Source organism: Arthrobacter sp. Hiyo1, assembly GCF_001263615.2.
Taxonomy (GTDB): domain Bacteria; phylum Actinomycetota; class Actinomycetes; order Actinomycetales; family Micrococcaceae; genus Arthrobacter.
Genome location: NZ_DF952474.1, coordinates 203,303 through 205,995, shown reverse-complemented (window position 1 = coordinate 205,995; position 2,693 = coordinate 203,303). Strand labels below are relative to the sequence as shown.

General features: G+C 64.7%; 4 protein-coding genes and 1 pseudogene. 2 read left to right on the top strand and 3 right to left on the bottom strand.

Going from position 1 to position 2,693, the window contains the following annotated elements; genetic code table 11:
- Nucleotides 1-429 (top strand): CHAD domain-containing protein (locus AHiyo1_RS18315; RefSeq protein WP_148667659.1); only part of this gene is annotated, 429 nt, incomplete at its 5' end.
- Nucleotides 430-649: 220 nt separating this feature from the next.
- On the top strand, nt 650-850 hold the full coding sequence (locus tag AHiyo1_RS18310; RefSeq protein WP_084784587.1) for a YegP family protein: 201 nt from the start codon (nt 650-652) through the stop codon (nt 848-850).
- Between the two features lie 53 nt (nt 851-903).
- Here AHiyo1_RS18310 and AHiyo1_RS18305 read toward each other — a convergent pair whose 3' ends face one another.
- From AHiyo1_RS18305 to AHiyo1_RS18295, 3 genes and pseudogenes are all read right to left on the bottom strand, one after another.
- Nucleotides 904-1,584, bottom strand: a complete 681-nt coding sequence (locus tag AHiyo1_RS18305) for an NUDIX hydrolase (protein WP_059389496.1) — start codon at nt 1,582-1,584, stop codon at nt 904-906.
- Entirely contained in the window at nt 1,581-2,372 is a 792-nt protein-coding gene (gene nth, locus AHiyo1_RS18300) for an endonuclease III (protein WP_059389495.1), read from the bottom strand. The genes AHiyo1_RS18305 and nth overlap by 4 nt, the downstream gene beginning before the upstream one ends.
- 11 nt (nt 2,373-2,383) lie before the next feature.
- Nucleotides 2,384-2,693: pseudogene (locus AHiyo1_RS18295) on the bottom strand (hypothetical protein); the annotation flags it as partial.

Here is a 2,693-nt window from a genome sequence, read left to right as displayed (position 1 = left end):
GAATACAAGCACCCGACGGCGGACCTCGCGGAGCGCCTCCAAGGCCGGTGGGAGCGGCTGCAGCACAGCCTCGCGGAGCAGGCAGGCAGCAACGACCCGGAGGTCCGTAACGCCGCACTCCACCAGGCGCGCAAAGACGTCAAGTGCCTCCGTTACTCAGTGGAGGCAGTTGCGGACGCCTTCAGCCATCACGCTTCGGGCGTGATCCAACCGGCGATCGCCCTGCAGCGGTTGTTGGGTGAGCAACATGACGCTGTCGTGGCCGGCGAATGGATCAGGGAACTGGCGAAAAACCCCGGCGTCGACGCGGAAGATGCCCAGAGGCTGGAATCGATGGAGGTCCGGCGGCGACTCAGCGCGGAGGAAGAGTTCCGGATGGCAATCGCCGAATATCCGGTGCCGGCACCACGGCGCGCACTGATCTTTTGAAGCCCGGAACCATAACCGCCGGCGGCCCCGAAAGCGAGTCATATGGCGGAAACGAACCCGGCATGACCCGGGCAAGTAATGTACCCCAAAGTAACTTCAGCACGCCCCTTCCTTCTCGATAGTCTCGTCTTGTGGCGTTCGACGTGAGGGGCGCCACAGTGCAAAGACGCACTCACTGCGCAAGTCACTGTGCGGGCAGTATCCAAGGGGGAACAGCAAAATGGCTGGACGATTCGAAATTCTCAAAGACGGCGAAGACGGCTACCGGTTTCGGTTGACGGCCGCCGATGGAACCTTGGTGGCGGAATCGCCACGGTTCAAACACCTGAAAGCCGTAGTGGACGGCATCAACGCCGTGCGCGAAAATGCCGCCACGGGCATCGTCGTGGATCGCTCAAAAACCGTCCGGCGCGCGGCATAGCCGGAGCCAGTGGCGGGCCAGCGGCCTGCCTGCGCAAGGCACATTGCTAGAGGCTAGATCTCGATCTCAAGCACGCGCTCCGTGTCCCACGGAACCGTCCAGCCCAAAGCGTCGAACAAACCGCTGAGCACCATCCCGGTGAAACCCCAGACCACGAGCCCGTTGACTTGGAAGACCGGGCTCGAGAAAGTCCGGCCGAGCCGCGTGAGCGTCCCGGTGTATCGATTGTCGGGATCCAGGAGATCACGCACCGGTACGCGGAACACCTGGGCGGATTCGGCGTAGTCCACCACCCTCACGGGCGACGGCGACGCCCACCACGCCAAGACCGGCGTGACCACAAAATTGCTGCGGATCAGGCCGAGTTCCGGCATGACACCCAGCACCTGGACGCCACCGCTGTCCAGGCCTGTCTCCTCCACCGCTTCCCGGAGGGCTGCCGCGACGGCGGACTCATCCCCGGGATCGATGCTGCCGCCGGGGAACGCCACCTGCCCGGGATGGTCGTCCAGGGTGTGGGCGCGCTCCAGCAGCAAGACGTCCAAGTCCGCGGGGGCCACTGGTTTCCCGGATTGGGCGGGGACGTCGTCCAAGACGCCGAAGAGCATGAGCACGGCCGCTTTCCGTGCCTTGTCCGGATCGACGGTTGCAGCGGCAATCCGTGGATCAGGGCCGGGATGGAGGCCCGAATCGATCCTGGTGATGAGGCTGACGAGATCCTCGAGCGCCGTCATGCCGGCCTCCTTTGCGATTCCATGCGAATCTCCGCCGCGCGGTGGGTCTCGGCAAGCAATTTTTCGAGAAGCGCTTCGTTGCCGGGCGCCAGTTCGTATTTGAGCAACTTGGCTGCTTTGACGGGATCCTTTTCGCCTTCACCGTAACTCGGGCACCAGTTGGCCACTGCACACGCTCCGCACGCCGGCCTGCGCGCGTGGCAAACCCTGCGGCCGTGGAAAACAACGCGGTGGGACAGCATGGTCCAGTCCTTGGGCTCGAACAGCTCGGCGACATCGAACTCGATCTTCACCGGGTCCTCGGACGTCGTCCAGCCAAACCTGCGCGCGAGCCTGCCAAAATGCGTGTCTACGGTGATTCCCGGGACGCCGAACGCGTTGCCAAGCACCACATTCGCCGTTTTGCGCCCGACGCCGGGCAGTGTCACCAGGTCTTCCAGCCGGCCGGGAACCTCGCCGTCGAACTCGTCCACCAAACGCGTGCTGAGCGCCAGGACGTTCTTCGCCTTGGCACGGAAGAAGCCGGTGGGCTGCAGGATCGCCTCCAGCTCGGCAAGCTCGGCCTCGGCCATGTTCCGGGCATCCGGATAGCGCGCGAACAGGATCTTGGTGACCTGGTTGACCAGCACATCGGTAGTCTGGGCGGACAGCACCGTGGCCACGACCAACTCGAACGGGTTCCGGAAATCAAGCTCAGCGTGGGCGTAGGGATAGAGCTCAGCAAGCGCCTTGTTGATCTTGCGCGCACGCCGCTTCAAAGCCAGCGGGGTTTCGACGACGGTGTCCACGGCGGGCCAGGCTAGCCGCGTTCGATGTGGCTGAGATCGCGCAGGACGCCCACACTGCCGTCAGTATCCTGCACGAGGAATTCCGCGCCGCGGTCTTCGAGGGCCAGGACCCACGCGCCCGGTTCGATGGTGAAGGCGGGCATGCCGGTGTGCTCGTCGACAACGACGCGGGGATGGGCCACGGCGAACCAGAATGCCTCGTACCCGGAGGCGTGGCCGGATTCGTCCGTTCGCGTGGCTGGATCGACGGTGGCGCCGATGGGCTCGTGAACCCGGGGCTGATCGACCGTGCCGATGTGCTGGGTGGCCGGTCCCGAGCCT

Bases quoted from the DNA above. Each gene is read 5' to 3' on its own strand.
- AHiyo1_RS18310 (WP_084784587.1), top strand. From the start codon at position 650: ATGGCTGGACGATTCGAAATTCTCAAAGACGGCGAAGACGGCTACCGG.
- AHiyo1_RS18305 (WP_059389496.1), bottom strand. From the start codon at position 1,584: ATGACGGCGCTCGAGGATCTCGTCAGCCTCATCACCAGGATCGATTCG.